Source organism: Shewanella inventionis (assembly GCF_014641855.1).
In the GTDB taxonomy this organism is placed as follows: domain Bacteria; phylum Pseudomonadota; class Gammaproteobacteria; order Enterobacterales; family Shewanellaceae; genus Shewanella; species Shewanella inventionis.
Genome location: NZ_BMII01000012.1, coordinates 74,703 through 99,389 on the forward strand (window position 1 = coordinate 74,703; position 24,687 = coordinate 99,389).

The window sequence follows — 24,687 nt, forward strand, 5'->3', positions numbered from 1 at the left end:
CATTAATCTCCCGAATGCGTTGCTTTAGATTGTTTTTTAAGCGGTCCTCACCTAGCAGCCTGATAGCGCTTTGCAAGTAGATAAAAGCTTGGTAGCCTCAGATTAAGCACATTCCATAGGAGGAAGATAATGGAATATCAACGTATCGGACACTCAACCCTTGAGGTCAGTAAAATTTGCCTCGGGACAATGACTTGGGGCGAACAAAATACCCAAGCACAAGCTTTCGCGCAACTCGATTACGCCATTGGGCAAGGTATTAACTTTATTGATACCGCCGAAATGTACCCAGTACCTCCCAAAGCCGATACTCAAGGCGAAACTGAACGCATTTTAGGGCGCTATTTAAAAGCCCAAGGCAATCGTGACGAGCTCGTTATTGCCAGTAAAATTGCCGCGCCTGGTGGTAAAGGCGACTATATTCGTGACAACATGGCCCTCGACTGGCGCAACGTTCATCAAGCAGTCAATGACTCTCTTACCCGTTTACAAATCGACACCATCGACTTATACCAGGTGCACTGGCCAGACCGAAATACCAATTTTTTTGGCGAGATGATGTATGAGCACGATGAAGATGAGCATTACACCCCAATTTTAGACACCCTTGAAGCCCTCGCAGAAGTCATCAAACAAGGTAAAGTTCGCTATATCGGTATTTCAAACGAAACCCCGTGGGGCTTTATGAAATACCTAAAACTGGCTGAAAAACATGACTTGCCACGCATCGTGAGTGTGCAAAACCCCTATAACTTGCTTAACCGCAGCTACGAAATTGCCATGTCTGAAATTAGCCACCGTGAAAATGTGCCGTTACTGGCCTATTCGCCATTGGCATTTGGCACATTAACGGGTAAATACGAGAACGATCAATGGCCAGAAGGCGCACGTCTTACGGTATACAAACGATTTGCTCGCTACAACAGCACGCCCGTTGCATTGCAAGCCACTCAGGCTTATATCGACCTTGCACGTGAGTTTGACTTAACCCCAACAGAAATGGCCTTAGCGTTTGTAAATAGTCGCAAATTTGTGGCGGCTAACATTATTGGTGCAACAGACTTGCATCAGCTCAAACAAAATATCGACAGCCATAAAGTGACATTGTCGGCTGAGTTAATGGCCAGGATCAACGAACTGTCGGCGCTGTATCGCTTTCCTTGTCCGTAAATTCACTCGTAACGTAGCGCAAAGGCCACAAAACCTTGCAATAGGCATCAAGATCACTGAAGATCTTGATGCCTTTTATTTTAAAAAGAACCCAATACTGATGAAATCGACATCACCAATTCCGTCTCAAGCGCCATTTGATCACCAAGCCATTCGCGATCAATTTCCGGCATTAAAACAGACCATAGGCGATCATCACTTGTGTTATTTAGACACCGCAGCCACCAGCCAAAAACCACAAGCCGTGATTGATGCGATGAACGAGTATTATCAACTCAACAATGCCAATGTGCACCGCGCAGCACATCAATTATCAACCCGAGCAACTCAGCAATATGAAGCCGTTCGCCAGCAAGTGGCTCACTTTATTAATGCCTCAAAATCCCAAGAAATTATTTTTACTCACGGCACTACCGAATCAATCAATATGGTGGCCTACGGTTTAACGCCACAATTCACCCCAAACGATATCATTTTAATCGACACAGCAGCGCATCATGCCAACATAGTCCCCTGGCAAGAGCTCGCTAAGCGTTCGGGGGCGACAATCAAGCCAATACCGCTAACCGCAGATGCACAGCTTGATATCAAGGCCTATGAACAGCTACTGCAAGCCAAACCAAAGCTAGTTGCCTTATGCCACGTATCAAATGCACTGGGCACAGTTAACCCCATTAACGACTTAATCGCCATGGCAAAAAACGCAGGGGCATTAACCTTAGTCGATGGCGCCCAAGCAGTCGCCCACCTTGATGTCGATGTACAAAACACTGATTGCGATTTTTATGTGTTTTCAGGCCATAAAATGTACGGCCCAACAGGAGTGGGGATTTTATATGGCCGCTTTGAACAATTAAATACATTAACGCCAATGCTTACCGGCGGCGAAATGATCAAAACCGTTAGCTTTGATCGTACTGAATACGGTGAGCTGCCAAACAGGCTTGAGGCAGGTACGCCAGCAATTGCTGAAGTCATAGGGTTAGGCGCTGCAATCAGCTTTTTGCATGGTTTGCCACGAGAACACATTCATGCACACGAGCAAAAATTAATGCAGTACTTACAAGCACAATTGCTTAACCTCGGTGATGTCAGCTTGTATGGTATTGCAAACGATAAGCGCCAAATCAATGTGGGATCTGTTGCCTTTAACTTGGCAGGTGAGCACCATCAAGACGTAGGGATTTTATTAGATCAACAGGCCATAGCAGTGCGATGCGGTCATCATTGTGCCATGCCTTTAATGAATGAGCTTAACTTGGCAGGTTGTTGCCGTGCGTCCATCGGCATCTATACTAATAAGCACGATATTGATCAATTTATCCAAGCGTTAAATACGGTAAAAGAGTTACTGTTATAACTTGGCAATTAAAACGTTTTATGAGACAACACAGTTAATGACACTAATAAGTCCAAAAAATATACCCGACAGTCAGCTATTTACCGACTTACCAGCCGACGTAATTGCCGCGGTAAACCACATAGAACAAGCTAAAAACTGGCAAGATAAGTATCGTCACATCATGCTACTGGGTAAACAATTACCGACATTAGCAGATAATTTCAAGCAAGCTGACGCTCAAGTTAAAGGCTGTGAAAGCCAAGCCTGGTTATACCATCATCAGCTAAACGGCCAACACTATTACCTCGCAGACAGTGATGCGAGGATTGTAAAAGGGTTAATTGCAATTTTACTGGTAGCAAACCAAGGTAAAACCACCGAACAAATTAACCAGTTTGACGTATCGCACTACTTCGACACATTAGGATTAAGCGGTCAATTAAGCCCATCACGTACGAATGGACTCGCCGCATTAGCAAACGCAATTAAGCTCTACGCAAACGGTGTTATCACCTAATTTCTGGCAAAACTAAGGAATAATAATGACTCATAAAGTCTGCAACCCAACACGCCGCAACATCATCAAAGGCCTTGGAGCAGCCACATTATTAAGCCCACTTTGCACGCTTTCAGCCTGGGCCGCTAAGCCTCGACGAATATATATAGATGGACTGTCCTTTTTACCTAGCAATATTGCTGACGTAAAAGCGTCAAAACTTGATGGGTTTATTGCTGATATCTCGGCAATCGAGACCATAGAACAAAGCGATGGCACCCAAAATTATAAGCGCACCTACCAGGCTTGCATTAACAGCATAAAACAAGCTGCCAATACAGTTAGCGCCAATCCAGATACTTATTTACAAGGGTTAACGGGTGCAGACATAGACAAAGCAAGAGCTCAACAACGCACCGCTGTATACTTTCAAATCCAAGGTGCTGATTGTGTTGAATCCGATGGCATATCAACCAATGGCGACCTTCCGCTTTGGCCACAACTAGACTCACTGCATCAACACGGGCTGAGAGTTCTACAACTGACCCATCATTACGGTAATCGCTTCGCTGGTGGTGCCTTAGACAACGATGGACATCAAGGCCTTAATAATCCGCTAACGCCTGCAGGACGTGCACTAGTAGCAGAACTCAATCGCAAAAACATACTAATTGATGTCAGTCACGCAAGTGAACAAACAGCGTTAGACACCATAAAAGTAAGCCAATCACCCATAGTACTTAGCCATGGCGCAGCAAGACATTTTGTTAATCATGCGCGCTGCTCATCAGATGAAGTCATTCGTGCAATTGGTGACAATGGTGGCGTATTTGGGGTCTTTATGATGAGCTTTTGGCTTACAAACAAGCCCGTACCAACCATAGAGGATTATATCAATCAACTTGAATATATCGCTAAAATTGGTGGAGTAGATTGCGTGGCGATTGCCAATGATTTTCCACTGCGCGGCCAAGAAAATCTTTTAGCATTAGAGAACAACAATAACGAAGGCGTAAAAGAGTACCTTGACTGGTGGCACAGCCTACAAAGTAAAAACGTACTCGGTTTTGACGTAGAGCCTAAACACGTAGTGATCCCAGAGTTTAATCATATCGACCGCATGAGCCGCATCGACGACGCCCTCAAAAAAGCCCGCTTTAAATCATCAGATCGCGATCGTTTTATGGGCGGAAACTGGCAAAGAGTGATGAAAAAGGTGCTGATTTAACCTCTGGTAAAAGTAAAAAGGCTGAATAGTAATATTCAGCCTTTTTTTAATTATTTGTTAAATGAGGTTAACATTCGCCGTTTAAATTCCCGCGCCAGCAATTTGCCTCGGTGGGTTTAACACCTCAATGGCTTTTAAATAAGCTAATAAACCATTCACTTGAGTTTCAAGATCGCCTTTGCTGGTATCAATGGTTAACTCAGCAGATTCAGGCACTTCGTAAGGAGATGAAATACCGGTAAAGTTAGCGATTTCACCTTTACGAGCTTTGGCATATAAACCTTTAGGATCTCGCGACTCACACACGCTCAATGGCGTTGATACGTGCACTTCAATAAACTGACCTTGAGGAAACAATGCCCGCACGCGATCACGTTCTTGACGTGTCGGAGAAATAAATGCCGACAACACCACCAAGCCAGAATCCACCATTAATTTAGATACTTCCCCTACACGGCGTAAGTTTTCATCACGATCTTCGAGGCTAAAACCTAAATCTTTACATAAACCGTGGCGAACGTTGTCACCGTCTAATAAATAGGTATGAAATCCGTGTTCAAATAACGCTCTCTCTAATGCCCCCGCAAGCGTAGACTTGCCAGAACCAGACAAACCAGTGAACCATAACAACACTGGGTTTTGGCCTTTTTGCGCGCCACGGGCAGCTTGGTCTATCGAATGTTGATGCCAAACAATATTGCTCATAATAGCTCCTGATCTACGGCAATATATACCGCATTAAAACTCATACTAAAACGGGAAAAAATACGGTACAGACAACAGTACAATCACAGAATAAAGAATCGATAAGGGTAATCCTAAACGAACAAAATCACTTAACTTATAATTACCTGCGTTGTATACCATCAGGTTAGTTTGATAACCGTAAGGAGAAATAAAACTCGCACTGGCGCCAAACACCACAGCCATAATAAACGGGCGAGGATCAACGCCAAAACTCATTGCTATTGCATAAGCCACAGGGAATGCTAACGCAGCTGCAGCATTGTTGGTTATCAGCTCTGTGACAACTAGCGTGATAAAATACACACCCACAAATGCAGCAAACACACCATAGCCGTTAAACACACTCAATAATCCCTGGGCCATTTGGTCAGCCAAACCAGTAGTCACCATTAGGTTTGCTAACCCTAACGCACTGCCAACAATAACCACCAATTCAATTGGGAACCGGCGCTTAAGTTCTGTTAAGGTCACAGCCCCAATAGCCACGTAACTGAGTAGTAATAGCACCAACCCTTTTGCTAATGGCAATAACTCAAAAACACTTGCCAGAATAGTTAACGCGAATCCCGCTAATACCCAATTGCCACGCTTTTCATCTAAACGAACACTCAAATCTAAACCGCTAATGGCGGCAAAGTCTGTGGTCAAATTAGGGCATTTTGAAAAACGATCGCCTGGCGTTAAGAGCAGTACGTCACCAGGTTGTAATACGATGTCACCTAGCCCACCTTTTAGCGGTAGATGACCACGACGAATCGCCATAACCGCTGCGTCAAACACTTCACGAAATCGAGAATCCTTTAAAGTCGTCCCAACCAAGCTCGATGATGGTGCTAATACGGCTTCGACTAAGTTTTGTCCTTTAGCGTGCTGCTTGCCAAACCACTCTAAGCCATCAAATTGATGCAATAATTCAACCGACTCAACTGCACCGCTAAATCGCAATACATCATCAGCTTGCAAAACCAGCTGTGGTGGCACAGGGCAAATACGAATACCGCTACGCTCTAACTCAACTAAATAAAGTTTTTTTAGTGCCCGCAAGCGGTTATCAATTACGCTTTTACCGACTAAACTTGATGTTTTAGCCACATGCGCTTCTAGTAAATAAGGCAGTGATTCATCTTCCGATTCTTCACGTCTATCCGGCACAAAATTAGCTAAAATGGTTAATAAAACCAATCCACCCACAACCACCAACGCACCGACTTGCGAAAACTCGAAAAAACCCAATGGTTCTAAACCTGCGTTTTCAACAAATGAGTTAACAATTAAGTTAGTTGAAGTACCAATTAAGGTTAATGTGCCCCCGAGAATAGCAGCGTAATTGAGCGGTAATAATAACTTAGCAGGGGCATGAGCCTGATTACGGCGCACAACACCAATTAACGAGGCCACTACAGCGGTATTGTTAGTAAAAGAGGACAATAATGCTGTCGACACCCCCAGTTTAGCTAAGGTTGAAAATAGCGAACCTTTACCAATCACTTGACTTAATTTGCCCAATAAAGAGGTTTTTTCCAGTGCTGTGGCCGCTAGCACCAACAGTACTAAGACAATTAAACCATTATTGGTAAAACTGCCCAGAGTGGTACTTAAATCGACCAATCCGAGCATGTAACATAACAATGAAGCGAAAAAAAACATGGCGGCCGGTGTAGCAAGCCCCGCAAGGAGTCCACCGACCAATGCTAACAAGATAATCGCTAACAACCATATTTCGCTCATTGATTATTTTCCAAGCAGACTAATATCACGAGCATTCCAGTGTGGAAAATGCTTACGCACTAGGGCATTAAATTCAATTTCAAATGCACTAAATTCAGTGTTGGTTTGCTTTTCACCTTGATGACCACTGACCACCATAACAGCGGCCACTGTCGCATTCGATAAACGATCGATTAGGATCATTCCACCGGTGTCACGCACCAGGCTATAGGCATCTAAAACGACAGATTCAGTTAAATCTAACTTAACCCGTGCAATGGTATTTAAGCTCAACGTCGTCGCAGCGCTGCGCTCAAGTGTATTAACGTCGGTAACGTATTCGATTTCACTCACAACGGCCTGGGTCTTCTTACCCGCGACTTTTACATCGTATAACTGACCAATTTGTAATGGCTTTTCATCCATCCACACTAAGTCTGCCACGATATGATTAGCTATTTCTGGCGCGCTGTCAGGTTTCGCCAATAAATCACCACGAGAAATATCAATTTCATCTTCAAGTGTGATAGTCACAGCTTGACCAGCTACAGCCTCTTGTAGATCACCATCAAATGTCACAATGCGTTCAATTTTACTGCGCTTACCTGAAGGTAGTGCAACAACCTCATCTCCAACCTTAAGCACACCCGACGCTAACGTACCTGCAAAGCCACGAAAATCCAAATTAGGACGAGACACATATTGCACAGGGAAACGAGCGGGTAACTCACTGAGTTCACGTTGAGTATCAATGGTTTCAAGCAGTTCGAGTAAGGTACCACCTTGATACCATTCACACTGAGTACTGCGGTTAACCACGTTGTCGCCATTTAATGCCGATAACGGCACATAATGAATGTCTAAATCACCAAAGTCTTTTACAAAATGAGCGAAGTCAGCTTGAATTTTATCAAACACTGTTTGATCAAAACCGACTAAATCCATCTTGTTAACTGCGACTACAAAGTGGCGTAAACCAAGAAGAGAAGCAATAAATGCATGACGCTTAGTTTGCGTTTGAACGCCGTAACGTGCATCAACCAAAATCACGGCCAAATCACAAGTCGACGCCCCAGTAGCCATGTTACGGGTATATTGCTCATGGCCCGGCGTATCTGAAATGATAAACTTACGTTTTTCACTAGAAAAGTAACGATAAGCCACATCAATGGTAATGCCTTGCTCACGTTCAGCTTGCAAGCCATCAACTAATAACGCTAGGTCAATCGCTTCACCTGTTGTGCCCATTTTTGCGCTGTCGTTTTTTAAGTTTGCTAATTGGTCTTCATAAATCTGAGCGCTATCGTGCAATAAACGACCAATCAAGGTACTCTTGCCGTCATCAACACTGCCACACGTTAAAAAGCGTAATAAACCTTTATTTTGCTGTAACGCTAGGTATTCTTTTACACCGTGCAGCTGTATCTCTGCTGCCATACGGTCTGTATTTGCTGTTGCTTTATCCATCATCTCTCTCACTCAAATTGTGTCTAGTGGCGTTGTCCGCAGGGGCTATTAGAAATAACCTTGACGTTTCTTGTGCTCCATAGATGCACTCTGGTCTGAATCAATTAATCGACCTTGGCGTTCACTTGAGCGAGTCAGTAACATCTCTTCAATAATTTTTTCTAACGTATCGGCTTCAGATGGCATTGCCGCCGTTAACGGATAACAGCCTAATGTTCTAAAACGCACGCGCTCAACAGATTCAAGATCACCTTCTTCAATAGGCATGCGGTCATCATCTTTGAGAATAAGTTGGCCGCCTTTATTAACTACAGGGCGAGGTGCAGCAAAATATAACGGTACAATTTCAATATTTTCTTGATAGATATATTGCCAAATATCAAGCTCAGTCCAGTTAGACAATGGGAACACGCGAATGCTCTCGCCTTTATTTACTGCACCGTTATAGGTACGCCATAATTCTGGACGTTGATTTTTAGGGTCCCAGCGATGGTGTTTATCACGGAACGAATACACCCGCTCTTTTGCACGAGACTTTTCTTCATCACGACGTGCGCCACCAAAAGCAGCATCAAAACCATACTTGTTTAAAGCTTGCTTTAACGACTGGGTTTTCATGATGTCAGTGTGTTTAGCGCTACCATGAGTAAATGGGCCAACACCTTGCTCAACCCCTTCTTGGTTGGTATGAGTTAATAACTCAAATCCAAACGCTTTTGCTTGAGCATCACGAAAAGCGATCATTTCTTTAAATTTCCAACCGGTATCAACATGCAATAGCGGGAATGGAATTTTGCCTGGATAAAAGGCTTTACGCGCAAGATGCAGCATTACCGATGAGTCTTTACCTATCGAATACATCATGACAGGGTTATCAAACTCTGCGGCAACTTCGCGAATGATCTGGATACTTTCAGCTTCCAGTTGTTGTAAATGGCTTAATGAACGGCCTGCCATGATGAGTCTCCATTACCTTATAAGCTGTCTAAACAGCGGGTTAAAATTGTATCGCTACAGCGCTTTAGCTGCAGCCTCTAAATCGGATGTGTGTTTATCTGTATTCGGCTCAAACCAGTGTAAGCTGTCGGCAAGCTCAACCACTTCACCAATAATCATTAATGCTGGCATCTGTAATGCTGGGTCTGCTGCTAGTTGGGCTAACTCACCCAATGTTCCGAAAAAACGTTGCTGCGCTGATGTCGTAGCTTTAGAAACTATTGCCACAGGAGTATCAGCGCTTCTTCCTGCACCGATTAAGCCTTCGCTAATAATGTTGGCATTTAAAATACCCATATAAACCACTAGCGTGTTATTAGGATTGGCATAACCTTGCCAATCCATAGGGCGACTGGCTAACTGGCAATGTCCCGTAATAAAAGTGACACCTTGGGCATAATCGCGATGAGTTAACGGAATGCCAGCATAAGCAGACGTGCCACTTGCTGCAGTAATACCTGGCACTACTTCAAAAGCAATGCCCGAGGCCACTAGTGTTTGTAACTCTTCACCACCACGACCAAAAATAAATGGGTCGCCGCCTTTTAAACGCACCACATTTTTACGGGTATACGCTTTGGTCACTAGCAGTTGATTAATATCATCTTGGGCGGCACTGTGTTTACCGGCACGTTTACCTACGGCAATTTTTTCAGCACTATGGGGAATTAAATCTAAAATATCTTGGCTCACGAGTGCGTCATACAGCACGGCATCTGCACTTTTAAGAATGCGATAGGCTTTTAGGGTTAATAGCTCAACGTCACCTGGACCTGCGCCAACTAACCATACTTTGCCTTTGGCTTTCTGGCCTGGCATCGATACTAATTCCATCACAACGACCTCAAGATAATTTACTAGGCTCAAATATAACGGTTTACATATTCCATATACAATAGTAAAAAGTTAGTTTTTATAACAAAAAAGAATATACAAGTCTTTTGATCTAAACCTGATATTCAGTCGTCATCGTTATACTGTAAACCGACAATATTGAAGTTTGTTCGACAAAAGCAACACAATTGATAACAATGTGTCTTTAAGTATGTGTAACGACAATTTTGCTAATGGATAACGTAATGATAAAAAGCACTCAATACCTTGGAATATCACTGTTGCTTTTAGGCAGTATTACCAGCGCATTTGCTGAAGATTCACTAGTAGAAGAACGTGTAAAAGAAGAACTTGCTACCTCAGAAAAACCCTTTGTGCTCACACCGCACAAAGCCAATTATTTGCTGCCTGTTACCTACCAAACCAGAACAAACCCATCACCATTTGAAGCTAGATACCCAGACGATGATATTGATATCGACAATTTAGAAGCTAAATTCCAAATCAGTTTTAAATTTCCGGTGTGGTACAACGTTTTTGGCGATAATGGCCATTTATATGTTGCTTATACCAACCAATCATACTGGCAAGTGTATAACCAAGACGCGTCATCACCGTTTCGTGAAACCAACCACGAACCTGAAGTGTTTATGCTGTTTAACAACGACTGGAAAATTGGCGGTTTTACTAACTCATTTTTAGGCTTTGGTCTTGTGCATCAATCTAATGGGCAAACCACTGAGTTATCGCGCAGTTGGAATCGCATTTATGGTAGTGCTGTATTTGATAAAGGCCCATTCGCATTAGGATTAAAAGCGTGGTGGCGAATTCCTGAAGATGAAAAAGAAACCCCAACCGCAGCTGATGGCGACGATAACCCTGACATTAACGACTACATGGGCAACTTTGAGTTAACGGGTGTGTATGGCCTAGACGAGCATCGTTTTACGCTATTAGTGCGCAATAACTTCCAATCGCCAAATCGCGGCGCGCTTGAGTTTACCTGGAGTTATCCAGTGATGGGTAACTTGCGGATCTACACCCAATATTTTAATGGTTACGGTGAAAGCCTTATCGACTATAACCACCATAATCAACGTATTGGTATTGGTATTGCGTTAAACGATATTTTGTAATTCGTGTGCGTTAATCCAGGATAAAACAAAAAAGGTGGCCTAATTAGGTCACCTTTTTAATTGCTATTAAGACCAGATGAGTACTACTCAGCGCTGGCTTTGCTGTTCACTTTAGAGCCAATCACAATACCTTTATCGCTAAAGTCGAAAGACATTTTTAACCGCATATTGTAGTCTTTTAGTGCCTCGAGCTCTTCAGGCATAGGCTCGCCGCTCATTTCAATCACATCCACTAATGGCATAAACATTTTTTGATAATCCACTGCAAAATCAAAAAAACCATTGGCTGATAATGTTTGTTTAAATAAGCCATCAGCAAGTTCAGTTCCTTTATCACCAGTATAAACCACTAAATGATTGCCTTTAACGGCCATTTTGGCACTCACGCCAAATTCAGGTGGTAGCATTAGTAAAGGTGTAATATCAACAGGATCACCATTATCTTTTAACTCGATGCTGGCTAAAGGCGGGAAGAATGGCTTCACCATATCAATTAACATGCTTGGGTTTTCAGCCGAAATACTAATTAACGCATCTAGCTTCTCAAAACTTGGCTCACCATTAACCTCGGTTAATTTATAATCTGCCAACGTCACGCTCATGCCTTTGACGCCATTGGCCATGCCAGTCATCATCCCTAACATTGCAGGGTTTAATTCATCAAGTTCGCCTTGCATTTGGGCTAACGCTTCACATTGATAACTTGGGGTTTGCAGATCTTTCCACACTTCGGTTAGCGCTGGAGCAAGTTGGCTTACATCCATTCCAAGAGCCATCGATAAAATATTATCGTGGTCGCTGTTGTCAAACGCAGGAATAAAGCCACGCATTTTAGCCAGTGCAGACAAAATAACCTGGTTATTGCTTTCAACTACGACAACGGCATCGATGTCGCTTTCTTCACGGCTAATTGAATAGCTATTTAAGCCCATCACGGTGCGTGGCCAGTTGGCGGCTATTGCTGCAAACTCGGTTTGGCATGCAGGCACTTTTAATTCAGCAAAGGGATCTTCACCTTGAGTTTCGACCATTTTGCTAATTTGTTTCGCAAGCATATTGCCATCAGCAGTGGTTAAGCCTTTGATCAATTCAACATGGTTAACAAAACTAATGCTGTCTTGCATAAAGCCATGACTTTTAGCAATGTCTTGCAGCATTGTCGTGCCACTTAATGGCTGCTCTACGGTTTTTTCACCAAGGGCCATTTCAAGCAGCTCTATTTGATTAAACGAGGTATTTAACGTTACGGTTAACCAGCCTTGTTTTTCAGCAAACACTAGGTTGATTTGCTCTTGTTCATTGGCATCGGTTAATGCATAAGCACGATACTCTGTGGTGCCAACTTTTCCTGTTGTATGCATTGAGCCACTGTCTTGCTCGGCACGGTCAAGCTCAGCCCAAAATGCACTTGGGTTGCTTAACTGTATTTTCATGACTGGCAGCGCACCTAACGTGTAAAAATAACTCTTAATGGTGTCTGGTAATCCATAGGTGGTTAACAATACATCAGGGGTTGGCAATACGTTCATATATTGCTTGTACAAGCTGACAAAGAATCGCTCTTGCGCCGATGAACTGGCATCAAGCTGAAGCAGTTCATCCATACCATTAACTTGGTAATTACCTGCAATACTGTACAAATAATCTTTTAATGGAAAAGGCGCCAATTGGCCTGAGAATACAACGGTGTCTGCAGGGATAAAATCGAGCATAGGATCATTTTTAACAACCGATGCATCTTGTTGTAACAGGAAATACCCACCTGCACCGACGGCTAATGCCGCTGCCGCTATTGCCATTTTGTTCATCTATAAACTCCAATTTATATTGTTGTTAACTCTTCCATGAGATGAGTTAGCGTTAAAATGATGTTGTACATTCAAAATTTATTATCGATTACACCGATAAACTGCGGATTAATCTAACATTAAATGAAACATTACGCATTAGTAGTGGTGATTCAAAAAAGGCAGTAAATGGGCAATTCATTCAAACAAGAGGATGAGAGGCAGACAAAAAAGATCAGGAAAGGAAAAAATAATACCCGATAACCCATACAAAACAGGGTTACCGGGTTTACAGTGATGATTGCTTATACGCTAACAAGTCAATCAAAGTGCTCGAGGAAGCGAGCGAAGCGTTTGAAGGTACGCGGGTTGCAAAAACAACCTCAAAACGTCAACAAAAACACTCTCTACGGGAACGTCTAAATCTAGACTAGTATCGGCATACTTGCATGAAAATTTAAATAAAAATTAATCGTATAATGCATTATTTGCGTACAACACCATGATTTATCAACATTACAAAATAATGACTTGTTGATAGCATGATATAAATTCAATCTTTTGGGTGATATGTCGTGAGCCAACAGCTGACATCACACTCAATCTTATCGCTAACATTTACTCGTTTTATTGGCTGTAATACCAATTCCACTAATTATCTGGTCATTCAGCGGGAATTCTGTGCCTTCTAGGCAAGTAATAGGATTGTAGGCATAGTTGCTCTACGTCAAAATACTATTAAGCAGCATAGAAGGCACAGAAACCCGCCTTGCAGGAGACGCTCAGACAGTCCATTTCTTTGTTGCATTGCCTTAGAAGGGAATAACCATTATTTCAACAATGCGCCTCAAACTGAACAGTCTGAGCGACTCTGATTGGTCACATAATTAATGGAAATGGTATAAATGCAAGGGCGTGTTTATCTTTATTGATAAACACGCCCCAGTAAGCCTTTACGTCATTGAGAAATAAATTAAAAATTAAATATCAAAGTGCAAACCACACTCACGCTTTAAGCCATTAAAGCGGGTTTCTTCTTCTGTCATACCTAATTCTAACGGCTTGCTAGAATGAGTATCACCCACTGACACATAGCCATGATCCCACAAAGGATGATATGGCAGATTATGCTCAGTTAAATACATGTGTACGTCTTTATTGTTCCATTCAATAATAGGCAGCAACTTAAAGCGTTTGCCGCTGATTGCCAATATGGGCAATGCCTCACGCGTGCTCGACTGACTGCGACGTAACCCCGCAAACCAGGTGCTGACATTCAATTCAGCTAATGCGCGCTGCATAGGCTCCACTTTATTGATGCGGTTATACTTTTCTAGGCCATCAATCCCCTGCTCCCACAGCTTACCAAAACGCGCTTCTTGCCACGCTTGAGTTTGCTCAGCCTGGTACACTTTAAGGTTGAGGTTTAAACGCTCAGTTAACTGATCAATAAACTGATATGTTTCAGGAAATAAATAGCCTGTGTCGGTTAAAATGACCGGAATATCGCTTTGTGCCTGAGTCACCATATGCAACATCACCGCGCCTTGAATACCAAAGCTTGACGACAAAGCATGCTCGCCTGGTAAATAGGCTAATCCCCAGGCTACACGCTCTTGAGCCGTTAAACCCGCTAAAAACTGGTTTATGCTTTCCAGCGCAGCCACTTGCTCATCTTTAGGCGCTGATAACAGCGCCTGCAATTGAGCGGGAGTCACACTATGATCGACGCCTGCACCTGTTGATGCAGTCGTTACCACTTCTTTAGGCATGAAAATCCTTAGCGGCGTCATTAACCGCCTTCACAACGCCAATGCGCACTGTGAAGTTACCAAAGGTTTCGCCAGCATCACGCTCAGTGGCGTAGCGGCCAAACAAGACATCCAACTCAGCTAAAATTTCAGCTTCTTGAATGTTTTCTTTATGCATTTTATTTAAACGCGTGCCTTCAAAGCTGGCGCCTAAATACAAGTTATAACGACCAGGCGCTTTGCCCACTAAGCCAATTTCAGCAGCAAATGGACGAGCACAGCCGTTTGGACAACCTGTCATACGTACAACAATAGATTGCTCACTTATACCGTGTTTTGCCTGTAGCGCATCAACATGATCGATAAACTCTGGGAAATAACGCTCTGCTTCAGCCATGGCTAATGGGCAAGTCGGTAATGCTACGCAGGCAATAGAATGGCCGCGAGTACCACTTAATACTTGACCTAATAAGCCGTGTTTACGGGCTAAGCCTTCAATTTCAGCCTTATCTTCAGCAGCAACGCCGGCAATGATCATGTTTTGGTTAGAAGTCATGCGGAAATCGCCTTTGTGAATTTTGGCAATTTCACGTAAACCCGTTTGCAGGGTTTGACCAGGCATATCTTTAATGCGGCCACTTTCAATAAACAGCGTTAAATGCCACTTATTATCGATACCTTCAACCCAACCATAACGATCGCCGCGATCGCCAATGATCACGTCACGTTTTGGTTCAAATTTAACCCCGGCACGCTTTTCAACTTCGGCTTTAAATGCCTCATAGCCATGGTCAACAATGGTGTACTTTAAACGCGCACGTTTACGCACAACACGGTTACCCCAGTCGCGCTGAACAGTCATAACCGCTTCTGCAAACTTGGTGACATCTTCTGTTTTGATAAAACCAAAGTCATCCGCTAACCGTGGAAAGGTTTCTACTTCGCCGTGGGTAGACCCCATGCCGCCGCCAGCAACGAGGTTAAAGCCAACTAATTCGCCATCTTCTGCAACGGCAATAAAACCAAGATCGTTAGTGTAAACGTCCACGTCATTATCAGGCGGCACAGCAACAGCCATTTTAAACTTACGTGGCAAATAGGTTTGGCCATAAACCGGCTCTACGGTTTCAGTGCCTAATAGCTTTTCTTCATCTAACCAAATTTCAGCATAAGCACGAGTGTGCGGCAGCAAGTGATCAGATAAATGCTTGGCAACCGCGTAAGCCTGTGCATGTAACTTTGACTCAACAGGGTTTGGGTTACACATTACGTTACGGTTTACGTCACCACAGGCGGCAATAGAATCAAGCGCTGCGCGATCTAATCCCTGGATTAGCGTTTTTAAATTACGCTTTGGAATACCATGGTATTGAAACGTTTGACGCGTGGTTAAACGAATGCTGTTTGATGTGGTCAATGTTGATGAAATTTTATCAACTTCTAACCACTGCTGTGGGGTACAAATACCACCAGGCACACGAGCACGTAACATAAAGCTATGCAAAGGCTCTAACTTTTGCTCTTTACGCTCGTTACGCAAATCGCGGTCGTCTTGCTGGTAAAATCCATGGAATTTAATTAACTGCTGATCGCCATCGCTAAACGAGCCGGTCACTTGGGTGTCTAACCCTTCCTGGATGCTACCTCGCAAATAATCACTGTCAATTTTTAAGTATTCGTTTACTGCTAACTTTTGCTCACTCATGGCCTGGGCCTCTCTCAATTCTGTTCTATTCATTAGTGCGGTTGGGTTGCGATACTTGACTCACAACCGGGTCGAATTTAATACACGTCTTTTTGATAGCGTTTTTCGCTACGTAGTGTTTCAAAGTATGCTTCGGCGTCATCAGCGCTTAAGCCACCTTGTTCAACCGCAATATTCACTAATGCTTGGTGTACGTCTTTTGCCATGCGTTCTGCGTCACCACAAATATACACATGAGCGCCATTTTGTAGCCACTGCCATAAGGCTTCAGCCTGTTCTGCAATACGATGCTGGACATACACTTTATGAGCCTGATCGCGTGAGAATGCGACATCTAAACGCGATAAGTCGCCGTTTTTAAGATATTGCTGCCACTCAACCTGATATAAAAAGTCTTGTTCAAAATGCGGGTTTCCAAAGAATAACCAGCTGTTGCCCGATACACCGTCAGCAACACGTTGCTGCATAAAGGCGCGAAATGGCGCAACACCTGTACCAGGACCAACCATAATCACCGGCGTCTCTGGGTTTTCAGGTAAACGGAAGTTGTTATTAGGTTCAACATAAACGTTAACCTGTTGGCCTTCTTCCGCCGAGGCTAAAAAGTGCGATGCACCGCCAAAACGCGCATGGCCTTGACGTTCATCTTCAACTAATGCAACCGTTAAATGTACTTCCGATTCAACTTCGGCCTGACTTGAAGCAATTGAGTACAGGCGAGGTGTTAATGGGCGTAGCATATCAACAAGCTGTGCTGCACTAACTTTCGCTGGGTATGCCGCCACTACATCAGCAAACTGGTGCGTCAAAATAAACTGCCTGATTTGCTCTTTGTCTTCACAAATGGCTGCAAGCTCGGCACTGCCACTCAGCTCGGCCCATGACTTTACAAGTCCTGGGTATAACTGGGTTAATTCTTTCTTGTCGGTTAATGCCGCTTTTAATGAATACGACTCTTTTGATACGGTGACATTTTCATCAGCGTCTAAACCAAGGCCGCTGATCACTTCATCCACTAAGGCTTCGTTGTTACTAAACCACACACCTAACGCATCACCTACTTGATAAGTTAGCCCTGACTCGCCTAAATCAATTTCAACATGGCGTACGTCACGGTCAGAATCACGGCCGGTAATTTTTTGGCTAACTAGCACTTCAGCGCTGTATGGGTTTTGCTTGGTGTATTGGCTTTCACCAACAACAGAAGCTGAACCAATAGCGGTAACGCTAGCACCTGTGGTTTGAATATGAGGCTTAGCCGCTTCTATTACGCTGTCTTGCCATTGTGCAGCTGCGTCTTCGTAATCAACGTCACACTCAACAATAGGCAGTAATGCTTTAGCACCAAGCGCACTTAAACGCGCATCAAAGTCTTTACCAGTTTGGCAGAAAAACTCGTAGCTTGAGTCACCTAAGGCCAAAACTGAGTAATGTAAGTTATCTAATTTAGGCGCACGTTTTGAGGCTAAAAATTTATGCAGCTCAATAGCATCATCGGGCGCTTCACCTTCACCGTGAGTACTCACAACCAGTAGTAACACCGTTTCTTGCTTAAGCTGACGTACATTGTACTCACCCATAGAGGCAAGATTGACGGTATAGCCTTGTGCTTGGGCTTTTGCCGCTAATGCTTGAGCAACACCGCGCCCATTGCCAGTTTGGCTGCCATATAAAATGGTCACTGTTTGTGCTGCAGAAGTCTCTGCTGCCGGCACGCCTGCAGTTTGGCCCTGGCTTGCTGTTGCAGCCAAATAGCCGCTGACCCATGCAAGCTGCACAGACGATAATTCTGATGTGAATTGTTTTAGCTTGTCGACTTGCCCTTGAGACAATGGCGATGCTAGCGCTGAAAGTTCTTTTAACAACATAAGACGGCCTTATAACAGTGTAATGTGAGTTAGCTTACTACTAGCGTTGAAAACCAAAAAAGAATAAAAGATAATTTTTTATTCCATTTAGGAATATGCAAAGGTGCTTTTTTAGGCTACAAAAGTGTGGCGTAGTTAAAAGTTTTTAAATTACCTCAATTTAAAACCAAGGAATTAGCCCAAAGGCACTTGTACCGAACACGCCTCATGTCGCAAGCTAGGAGGCCAAATTAACTCATGAAAAACTATCAGGTTAATTGTTCTCTGAGTAAAACGACATTTGAATATGATATCGCGATGTCATCGCAATACCATTGGCTAAATAGTTTACCCGACTTCAATGGTCATATGCTGCACTTTTTCTATCCTCTAAGTGCCCATGTGGAGCAGTAATACTCAAACACAATGGTCTATTGATGGGGAAAGCAATAGACGGTCTTTCATTAACCACCAGGAAACAGTCATGCAGATTGGAATACCGAGAGAAAGTATCGAAGGTGAAACTCGAGTCGCGGCGACTCCAGCCACTGTGGTACAACTAAAAAAACTCGGCTTTAGTGTGGCAGTCGAAGCACAGGCAGGTGTTAAGTCAAGCTTTGATAATGCTGCATTTGAAGCCGCTGGGGCAGATGTAGTCGACGACGTATATCAAGCAGACTTTATTTTTAAGGTCAATGCACCGTCCGATGAAGAAATTGCAAAAATGAAATCGGGTACCACCTTGGTCAGTTTTATTTGGCCAGCGCAAAACCCAGAGCTTGTTGAAAAACTTTCAAGTAAAAATATTACCGTAATGGCCATGGACATGGTGCCACGTATTTCACGGGCGCAATCTCTAGATGCGTTATCATCAATGGCCAACATTGGCGGTTACCGTGCAGTGGTAGAAGCCGCACACGAGTTTGGCCGTTTCTTTACGGGCCAAATCACCGCAGCAGGTAAAGTCCCTCCAGCTAAAGTCTTAGTCATTGGTGCTGGTGTTGCAGGTCTTGCTGCTATTGGCACGGCAGGCTCTCTTGGCGCTATCGTTCGCGCATTTGACACTCGCCTTGAAGTGGCGGAGCAAATTGAGTCAATGGGCGGCAGCTTTTTAAAGCTTGAGTTTGAAAACAAAGAAGGCGGGTCATCTGACGGCTACGCCAAAGTCATGAGTGATGAGTTTATTGCTGCTGAAATGGCGTTATTTGCCGAGCAAGCAAAAGAAGTCGACATCATTATTACTACCGCGCTTATTCCAGGTCGCCCAGCGCCAAAGCTTATTACCAAAGACATGGTAGACACCATGAAACCGGGATCGGTGATTGTCGATTTAGCGGCGGCAACAGGCGGTAACTGTGAATACACCGTCACTGGTGAGCGCTTTATTACTGACAATGGCGTGAAAGTATTAGGTTATACCGACCTTCCAGGTCGTTTACCTGCACAGTCATCGCAGCTTTATGGCACTAACCTAGTCAACTTGATGAAGTTAATGTGTAAAGCCAAAGACGGCAATGCAATACTGGACTTTGATGATGTAGTAATGCGCAATATGACCGTGACTCGTGGCGGCGAAATTACCTTCCCACCACCCGCCATTTCAGTCTCAGCTGCACCAGCAAAACCTGCTGCGAGCGCTGAACCTAAAGCCGAAAAAGTAGAAAAAGCACCGTCGAAGCTTAAATATATCTTAGGTGCACTCGGCATTGCTGGCTTTGCCGCGGTGGCATCTGTGGCACCAGCTGAGTTTTTATCTCATTTTACCGTGTTTATTTTGTCGTGCGTGGTCGGTTACTACGTGGTGTGGAACGTGTCTCATGCGTTACATACACCATTAATGTCGGTCACTAATGCGATTTCAGGCATTATTGTGGTAGGTGCGCTATTGCAGATTGGTCAAGGCTCAGCCCTTGTCACTGCACTTGCGTTTGTTGCGGTGCTTATCGCCAGTATTAACATCTTTGGCGGCTTTACCGTCACTCAGCGTATGCTGAAGATGTTCCGTAAAGATTAAGGGGGAATATCGTGTCTCAAGGACTGGTTACAGCATCTTATATCATTGCCGCGGTATTTTTTATTCTCAGCTTAGCTGGGTTATCAAAACAAGAAACGGCTAAAAATGGTAATTTATTTGGCATAATTGGTATGGCGATTGCGCTGGCAGCCACCATACTCAACCCTGCTACAAGTGGCGTAGAATGGATCATTCTGGCCATGGTGATTGGTGGTGCAATCGGTATCCGCTTAGCATTAAAAGTTGAAATGACTGAAATGCCAGAGCTGGTTGCCATTTTGCACAGTTTTGTGGGTTTAGCAGCCGTATTAGTGGGCTTTAATAGCTTTATTGATATTCAGCCTCACGAAGTCTCTGAAGTTGTTGTGGTTTTAGGTCAAGACTTACATACAACTCTAGAGTCTGCCAAGGCCGCTTTTGTTGAAGCAAGCCAAGTACAGCAAGCTGAACACTTAACTGGCGCCATGCTAAACATTCACTTAGTTGAAGTATTCTTAGGGGTATTTATTGGTGCAGTGACCTTTACAGGCTCAATTGTTGCCTTTGCTAAGTTACGCGGACTTATTTCATCAAAAGCGTTAATGTTACCGCACCGCCATAAGTTTAACTTGCTAGCGGTAGTAGTATCATTCATTTTGATGGTGATGTTTGTACAAGCAGGCGGCGCTGTCACTCCACTAATTTTAATGACCTTAATTGCCTTTGCATTTGGCTGGCATTTAGTGGCATCTATTGGCGGCGCAGACATGCCAGTTGTTGTTTCAATGCTGAACTCATATTCAGGTTGGGCAGCGGCAGCAGCAGGCTTTATGTTGTCAAATGACTTACTGATTGTTGTGGGCGCGCTAGTGGGCTCATCGGGTGCAATTCTGTCTTACATTATGTGTAAAGCCATGAACCGCTCGTTTATTTCAGTAATTGCCGGTGGTTTTGGTAACGACAGCGCTGCCGCATCTGGCGATGAAACCGTTGGCGAATACCGCGAAACCAGTGCTGAAGATGTCGCAGAAATGCTTAAAGCATCAGACTCAGTCATCATCACACCGGGCTATGGTATGGCTGTTGCTCAGGCGCAATATCCTGTAGCAGAAATCACTAAAAAGCTGCGGGCATTAGGTATTAAGGTTCGCTTTGGTATTCACCCTGTTGCAGGGCGCTTACCTGGCCACATGAACGTACTGCTAGCAGAAGCCAAAGTACCTTACGATATCGTGCTCGAAATGGACGAAATCAACGAAGACTTTAGCGACACTGACACAGTATTAGTAATTGGCGCTAACGATACGGTTAACCCTGCTGCGATGGAAGATCCAAATAGTCCCATCGCCGGTATGCCAGTACTCGAAGTGTGGAAAGCGCAAAATGTGATTGGCTTTAAACGTTCAATGAACACAGGTTATGCCGGTGTACAAAATCCATTGTTTTTTAAAGATAATACCCAAATGCTGTTTGGCGATGCCAAAGACAGTGTAGAAGCGATTTTAAAAGCACTCTAGTATTGTAAGTCACCATAAAAATACCAGCTCATTTGCTGGTATTTTTTTACATCAAAGTTAGCTAAACTGGACCGCTGTGACGTTAAAGGATTATCAGTTATCAATGGCATTGCAAGACAACATCGCACAATTGCAGCTTGAACTTGAGCAGTGTAGGCTCAAAATAAAGCAACTAGAACGCGAGAACAGCCATCTCACACTAGTGAACAAACGGGTTAACGAGCAACTCAATGCCGCTCTTGATGGCACAGGCCTATGTTTATGGGAACAACATATTCCCACGGGCAATCTCACCATTTTTAACCAACAATGGGGCCATCTTCTCGGCTTCACTCGCCAAGAACTCCCGGCTCATATCGACAGTTGGAAAAACAATTTACACCCAGAAGATAAGGCTTGGGTTATCGAAGCATTCGAGGATCACGTTGCGGGTAAAGCGGAAACCTACCAAGCTGTACACCGCATGACTCACAAAGATGGAAGCATTACATGGGTATCCGATCGTGGCCGTGTTATTGAGTACGACATTAATGGTAAACCATTACGTATTATGGGCACCCATATTGATGTCACAAAAGAAAAACGCTACGAAGAAGAACTGTCCAAATTGGCTCATCGCGATCCACTAACTCAACTACTTAATCGCACGGCACTTATCGCAGCTTTTGAACATAGCAAAAAAACACTAAATAAAAAGCACCATGGCGCATTATGCTTTATCGATCTCGATGGTTTTAAAGTCATTAATGATCATTTAGGCCATCGTTATGGCGACAGTGTACTGATCCATATCGCCACAAATCTCAGCCACACATGCCAACAATATTTAACCCCTTTAAAAGCCAATCAAAAACATTACCCTTTTCATGTGGCGCGTTTTGGCGGAGATGAGTTTGTCATTTTAACTCAATGCAATAACGTTGAGTTACTCACAAAAATGGCCAACACCTTGTTAGATTTATACCGCCCGTCACTGGAACTCGATGGTGAAACCATCAACATCGGCTTAAGTATTGGCATTAGTTTATTCGACGAATTAGATGAGTTTGCCAACGTATGTGAGCAAGCAGATAAAGCCATGTATAGCGTCAAAAAACACGGCAAGCACAATGTCTTGTTTTGGTAACGATCCAAGGCGCAAAATATCAGCTAACTCATGCCTATGACCAACAAATCAGGACAAGATTAGCCTTAACAACACTCGCAACCCATAGTCATCGGGTGAGTTTATTTGACGTTTTAAAGTAAACTCTCGTGCAATTAAACATTTTATTAATATATTGCTGCCCAAAAGCGTGTTTATTACTGCATAATCAGTAACAAACCGCTGTAGTGTTACAGCAAACAACTGACCAATAAGAATAATTCTTTATGTTTTTATCACCTTATTTTACTAAGCAAGATCAAAGTGTTTTTATCTCTGCCCAGCAGGCAAGTGACTTTGCCAAAAAAGTGGCTGAAGACTTCAACCCGATACATGACGTAGGCGCCAAACGCTTTTGTGTTCCAGGCGACTTACTGTTTGCATTAGTATTAACCGAATATGGGTTAAGCCAAAATATGCAATTTAAATTTGCTGGTATGGTCGGTGATAATGTCGAACTTCATTTAGATAAAAGCGTCACCAGCAAATTCAGCATTTGCGATACCAAAGGTAAAGAATATCTGCATATTGAGCGTCAGGGTGAGGTGTGTAAATGCGATGTGCAAACCGCCGCATTTATCAAAAGTTATGTGGCTTTTTCAGGCCTAAACTTCATCCATGTGTTAATGCCAATGATGAAGCAACATCAAGTGATGATTAATCCAGATCGACCATTGGTTATTTACGAAAGTATGTCGTTTCACCTTGATCATTTTGACTTTACCACCATGAGCCTTCACCTTGCTGACCAAAACCTCGTCATTAATGGTAAACGTGGTGATGTCACCCTCACCTTTGAACTGCAAAGCGAAGGTAAAGTAATAGGCAGTGGGGTAAAAACATTGGTATTGAGCGGTCTTCGTGAGTATGACGATGAAAAAGCACAATTATTGTGCGACGCTTATGAAAGTAGAAAACAAGCGTAATGTTTGCTCGTACCGCAAGGTAAAACGCGAGTGCACATTATTGCGCAACTCGCGTTAATATCATTAATCAGTAATGTTTAGCATTCAATTTTACCAGTAAAACTGTACGCTTACGGTATAGATAATGATAGCCCGTTGTTTTATTGATCATATCGCCAATTTAAACACCGAGTGTTACTTACAAGGTAAAATGACTACATAGTCAAATTTTATACTCTACGATTGCTTACTTATGACGCAGCATGTTCATCTTGTAACAATGCTAGCGCACTGTGTCCAATTAATTGCTCAACGCACTGGCTCCCCGCCAGAGCAAAATGACGATTAGCCGTCTCTCTTGCCAGGTTAAGCGATGTCAGCGTTTTTACACTGTCATCGGCACTGCCACACAAACTAAAAAACAGTTTTAATACGGCTTTACGCTCTGGGTTCTGCATTAATGCCCCCCAAGATTGCTGCAAAGACTCTATTGAAGAAAAATCTAAACCTTCAATGAAAAACTGTCCAATTCGTTCATCTAATCGCACTAAAAATTCCGTTTTACGTGGAAAGTGATGGCTAATACCCGTTCGGCTGACCCCAGTGGCAGCTGACAAGGTAGTGTATGACATGGCCTCAAAACCAATCGTGAGGATTTGTTTAAAGGCTTGGTCTAAGATTTGGTTAACGGTTAACTCAGTTTCAACGCGTGAACGCTTGGCCATAAACTCGGTCTCTCTAATTATTTTTGGAGCAAGAGCTTAACAGACCAAACTAGAAAATTCTGCTAAGAATCAGCAAATTTACAACATTTTTAACCGTACAACATCCAGAAACACAAGATAAAACAGAACATTATCGCGATAACTAACAATTTCCCCCTTTAAAATCAAAGGTTATAGAAATTGTATGATA

The 24,687-nt window shown here is 43.4% G+C and carries 20 protein-coding genes; 10 read left to right on the forward strand and 10 right to left on the reverse strand.

The features are described from left to right. Positions 1–129: 129 nt before the first annotated feature. The 4 genes from IEW93_RS08525 (at position 130) to IEW93_RS08540 (ending at position 4,236) form a co-directional block, all read left to right on the forward strand. On the forward strand, positions 130–1,170 hold the full coding sequence (locus tag IEW93_RS08525) for an NADP(H)-dependent aldo-keto reductase (RefSeq protein WP_188738907.1): 1,041 nt from the start codon (positions 130–132) through the stop codon (positions 1,168–1,170). Between the two features lie 100 nt (positions 1,171–1,270). Continuing rightward, positions 1,271–2,530, forward strand: a complete 1,260-nt coding sequence (locus tag IEW93_RS08530; protein WP_188738908.1) for an aminotransferase class V-fold PLP-dependent enzyme — start codon at positions 1,271–1,273, stop codon at positions 2,528–2,530. A 37-nt stretch (positions 2,531–2,567) separates the two neighbouring features. Beyond that, entirely contained in the window at positions 2,568–3,029 is a 462-nt protein-coding gene (locus tag IEW93_RS08535; protein ID WP_188738909.1) for a SufE family protein, read from the forward strand. 25 nt (positions 3,030–3,054) lie between these two features. Next, on the forward strand, positions 3,055–4,236 hold the full coding sequence (locus tag IEW93_RS08540) for a membrane dipeptidase (RefSeq protein ID WP_188738910.1): 1,182 nt from the start codon (positions 3,055–3,057) through the stop codon (positions 4,234–4,236). An 81-nt stretch (positions 4,237–4,317) separates the two neighbouring features. Here IEW93_RS08540 and cysC read toward each other — a convergent pair whose 3' ends face one another. From cysC to cobA, 5 genes are read right to left on the reverse strand one after another with little or no spacing between them, the layout of a single operon-like run. Next, positions 4,318–4,941: an adenylyl-sulfate kinase gene (gene cysC, locus IEW93_RS08545; RefSeq protein WP_188738911.1), complete on the reverse strand. Its 624-nt coding sequence runs from the start codon at positions 4,939–4,941 to the stop codon at positions 4,318–4,320. Between the two features lie 45 nt (positions 4,942–4,986). Then, positions 4,987–6,711: an SLC13 family permease gene (locus IEW93_RS08550; protein WP_188738912.1), complete on the reverse strand. Its 1,725-nt coding sequence runs from the start codon at positions 6,709–6,711 to the stop codon at positions 4,987–4,989. 3 nt (positions 6,712–6,714) lie between these two features. Then, on the reverse strand, positions 6,715–8,157 hold the full coding sequence (gene cysN / locus IEW93_RS08555) for a sulfate adenylyltransferase subunit CysN (protein WP_188738956.1): 1,443 nt from the start codon (positions 8,155–8,157) through the stop codon (positions 6,715–6,717). Positions 8,158–8,205: 48 nt separating this feature from the next. Then, positions 8,206–9,114, reverse strand: a complete 909-nt coding sequence (gene cysD / locus IEW93_RS08560; RefSeq protein ID WP_188738913.1) for a sulfate adenylyltransferase subunit CysD — start codon at positions 9,112–9,114, stop codon at positions 8,206–8,208. A gap of 54 nt (positions 9,115–9,168) precedes the next feature. Next, positions 9,169–9,987, reverse strand: coding sequence for a uroporphyrinogen-III C-methyltransferase (gene cobA, locus IEW93_RS08565; RefSeq protein ID WP_188738914.1), 819 nt, complete (start codon positions 9,985–9,987; stop codon positions 9,169–9,171). Positions 9,988–10,232: 245 nt separating this feature from the next. On the opposite strand from cobA, the gene IEW93_RS08570 reads away from it, so the two are divergent. Beyond that, the gene (locus tag IEW93_RS08570) at positions 10,233–11,123 is read left to right on the forward strand and encodes a phospholipase A (RefSeq protein WP_223418765.1); all 891 of its coding nucleotides are present in this window, start codon (positions 10,233–10,235) and stop codon (positions 11,121–11,123) included. A gap of 83 nt (positions 11,124–11,206) precedes the next feature. Here the strand turns inward: IEW93_RS08570 and IEW93_RS08575 are convergent, their stop codons facing one another. The 4 genes from IEW93_RS08575 to IEW93_RS08590 form a co-directional block, all read right to left on the reverse strand. Continuing rightward, positions 11,207–12,931 carry a hypothetical protein gene (locus tag IEW93_RS08575; RefSeq protein WP_188738916.1) on the reverse strand — a complete coding sequence of 575 codons (1,725 nt, stop codon included), beginning with the start codon at positions 12,929–12,931 and terminating at the stop codon, positions 11,207–11,209. Between the two features lie 959 nt (positions 12,932–13,890). Continuing rightward, entirely contained in the window at positions 13,891–14,682 is a 792-nt protein-coding gene (locus IEW93_RS08580; RefSeq protein WP_188738917.1) for a phosphoadenylyl-sulfate reductase, read from the reverse strand. Then, the gene (cysI, locus tag IEW93_RS08585; RefSeq protein ID WP_188738918.1) at positions 14,675–16,366 is read right to left on the reverse strand and encodes an assimilatory sulfite reductase (NADPH) hemoprotein subunit; all 1,692 of its coding nucleotides are present in this window, start codon (positions 16,364–16,366) and stop codon (positions 14,675–14,677) included. The genes IEW93_RS08580 and cysI overlap by 8 nt, the downstream gene beginning before the upstream one ends. A 77-nt stretch (positions 16,367–16,443) precedes the next feature. Beyond that, the gene (locus IEW93_RS08590) at positions 16,444–18,234 is read right to left on the reverse strand and encodes an assimilatory sulfite reductase (NADPH) flavoprotein subunit (protein WP_188738919.1); all 1,791 of its coding nucleotides are present in this window, start codon (positions 18,232–18,234) and stop codon (positions 16,444–16,446) included. Positions 18,235–18,471: 237 nt separating this feature from the next. Between IEW93_RS08590 and IEW93_RS08595 the strand changes: the two genes are divergently transcribed. The 5 genes from IEW93_RS08595 (at position 18,472) to IEW93_RS08615 (ending at position 23,793) form a co-directional block, all read left to right on the forward strand. Next, positions 18,472–18,627 carry a hypothetical protein gene (locus IEW93_RS08595; protein ID WP_188738920.1) on the forward strand — a complete coding sequence of 52 codons (156 nt, stop codon included), beginning with the start codon at positions 18,472–18,474 and terminating at the stop codon, positions 18,625–18,627. Positions 18,628–18,697: 70 nt separating this feature from the next. Beyond that, a complete protein-coding gene (locus IEW93_RS08600; RefSeq protein ID WP_188738921.1) occupies positions 18,698–20,227 on the forward strand; it encodes a Re/Si-specific NAD(P)(+) transhydrogenase subunit alpha in 1,530 nt (509 codons plus the stop codon). 11 nt (positions 20,228–20,238) lie between these two features. Further along, a complete protein-coding gene (pntB, locus tag IEW93_RS08605) occupies positions 20,239–21,723 on the forward strand; it encodes a Re/Si-specific NAD(P)(+) transhydrogenase subunit beta (protein ID WP_188738922.1) in 1,485 nt (494 codons plus the stop codon). A gap of 103 nt (positions 21,724–21,826) precedes the next feature. Further along, positions 21,827–22,849 carry a sensor domain-containing diguanylate cyclase gene (locus tag IEW93_RS08610; protein WP_188738957.1) on the forward strand — a complete coding sequence of 341 codons (1,023 nt, stop codon included), beginning with the start codon at positions 21,827–21,829 and terminating at the stop codon, positions 22,847–22,849. Between the two features lie 245 nt (positions 22,850–23,094). Continuing rightward, the gene (locus tag IEW93_RS08615; RefSeq protein ID WP_188738923.1) at positions 23,095–23,793 is read left to right on the forward strand and encodes a DUF3581 domain-containing protein; all 699 of its coding nucleotides are present in this window, start codon (positions 23,095–23,097) and stop codon (positions 23,791–23,793) included. A 230-nt stretch (positions 23,794–24,023) separates the two neighbouring features. Here IEW93_RS08615 and IEW93_RS08620 read toward each other — a convergent pair whose 3' ends face one another. Next, on the reverse strand, positions 24,024–24,497 hold the full coding sequence (locus IEW93_RS08620; RefSeq protein ID WP_188738924.1) for a TetR family transcriptional regulator: 474 nt from the start codon (positions 24,495–24,497) through the stop codon (positions 24,024–24,026). Positions 24,498–24,687 lie beyond the last annotated feature (190 nt).

Excerpts from the sequence above, each read along its gene's own strand:
- IEW93_RS08525 (WP_188738907.1), top strand. The coding sequence starts at position 130 with ATGGAATATCAACGTATCGGACACTCAACCCTTGAGGTCAGTAAAATT.
- IEW93_RS08530 (WP_188738908.1), top strand. The coding sequence starts at position 1,271 with ATGAAATCGACATCACCAATTCCGTCTCAAGCGCCATTTGATCACCAA.
- IEW93_RS08535 (WP_188738909.1), top strand. The coding sequence starts at position 2,568 with ATGACACTAATAAGTCCAAAAAATATACCCGACAGTCAGCTATTTACC.
- IEW93_RS08540 (WP_188738910.1), top strand. The coding sequence starts at position 3,055 with ATGACTCATAAAGTCTGCAACCCAACACGCCGCAACATCATCAAAGGC.
- cysC (WP_188738911.1), bottom strand. The coding sequence starts at position 4,941 with ATGAGCAATATTGTTTGGCATCAACATTCGATAGACCAAGCTGCCCGT.
- IEW93_RS08550 (WP_188738912.1), bottom strand. The coding sequence starts at position 6,711 with ATGAGCGAAATATGGTTGTTAGCGATTATCTTGTTAGCATTGGTCGGT.
- cysN (WP_188738956.1), bottom strand. The coding sequence starts at position 8,157 with ATGGATAAAGCAACAGCAAATACAGACCGTATGGCAGCAGAGATACAG.
- cysD (WP_188738913.1), bottom strand. The coding sequence starts at position 9,114 with ATGGCAGGCCGTTCATTAAGCCATTTACAACAACTGGAAGCTGAAAGT.
- cobA (WP_188738914.1), bottom strand. The coding sequence starts at position 9,987 with ATGGAATTAGTATCGATGCCAGGCCAGAAAGCCAAAGGCAAAGTATGG.
- IEW93_RS08570 (WP_223418765.1), top strand. The coding sequence starts at position 10,233 with ATGATAAAAAGCACTCAATACCTTGGAATATCACTGTTGCTTTTAGGC.
- IEW93_RS08575 (WP_188738916.1), bottom strand. The coding sequence starts at position 12,931 with ATGAACAAAATGGCAATAGCGGCAGCGGCATTAGCCGTCGGTGCAGGT.
- IEW93_RS08580 (WP_188738917.1), bottom strand. The coding sequence starts at position 14,682 with ATGCCTAAAGAAGTGGTAACGACTGCATCAACAGGTGCAGGCGTCGAT.
- cysI (WP_188738918.1), bottom strand. The coding sequence starts at position 16,366 with ATGAGTGAGCAAAAGTTAGCAGTAAACGAATACTTAAAAATTGACAGT.
- IEW93_RS08590 (WP_188738919.1), bottom strand. The coding sequence starts at position 18,234 with ATGTTGTTAAAAGAACTTTCAGCGCTAGCATCGCCATTGTCTCAAGGG.
- IEW93_RS08595 (WP_188738920.1), top strand. The coding sequence starts at position 18,472 with ATGAAAAACTATCAGGTTAATTGTTCTCTGAGTAAAACGACATTTGAA.
- IEW93_RS08600 (WP_188738921.1), top strand. The coding sequence starts at position 18,698 with ATGCAGATTGGAATACCGAGAGAAAGTATCGAAGGTGAAACTCGAGTC.
- IEW93_RS08610 (WP_188738957.1), top strand. The coding sequence starts at position 21,827 with ATGGCATTGCAAGACAACATCGCACAATTGCAGCTTGAACTTGAGCAG.
- IEW93_RS08615 (WP_188738923.1), top strand. The coding sequence starts at position 23,095 with ATGTTTTTATCACCTTATTTTACTAAGCAAGATCAAAGTGTTTTTATC.
- IEW93_RS08620 (WP_188738924.1), bottom strand. The coding sequence starts at position 24,497 with ATGGCCAAGCGTTCACGCGTTGAAACTGAGTTAACCGTTAACCAAATC.